Here is a 358-nt window from a genome sequence, read left to right on the forward strand (position 1 = left end):
GGCTCCATACCAATAAGGAACGAGGATTTATTATGAGAGGAGCCTACTTCATGCATCCATTTAACCAGCTTCTCAAATCCTTCTCGCGTGTTCGTAAAACTAAGATGGCGACGTGCCAATTCCCGCCCGCGAAAATCTATCATTTGAGCCGCGTGTACGTCTTTGGCAATATCGATCCCGACTACAGCATGTTGATTGGTAATTCGTTCAATCCGTTGATTTATTGCAGCTTTTCCTGTAAACTTCATAATAAGCGCCTCCTGATAGGTTTTTAGGGCATCCGACCCGTCACACCCTATCATACGAGGCGCCCCTTTTTTTGTCCAAGTCTAAAACTTAGCACCTACAGGAATGTTTA

Annotated in this window: 1 protein-coding gene; it reads right to left on the bottom strand. The window is 44.7% G+C overall.

Annotation, left to right across the window (positions count from 1 at the left end; translation table 11 throughout):
* Window positions 1-248: IS110 family transposase (locus tag V1L65_RS28670; RefSeq protein ID WP_331702771.1), on the bottom strand; the 248-nt coding region annotated here is incomplete at its 3' end.
* Window positions 249-358 lie beyond the last annotated feature (110 nt).

This window comes from Paenibacillus sp. IITD108 (genome assembly GCF_036541265.1).
In the GTDB taxonomy this organism is placed as follows: domain Bacteria; phylum Bacillota; class Bacilli; order Paenibacillales; family Paenibacillaceae; genus Pristimantibacillus.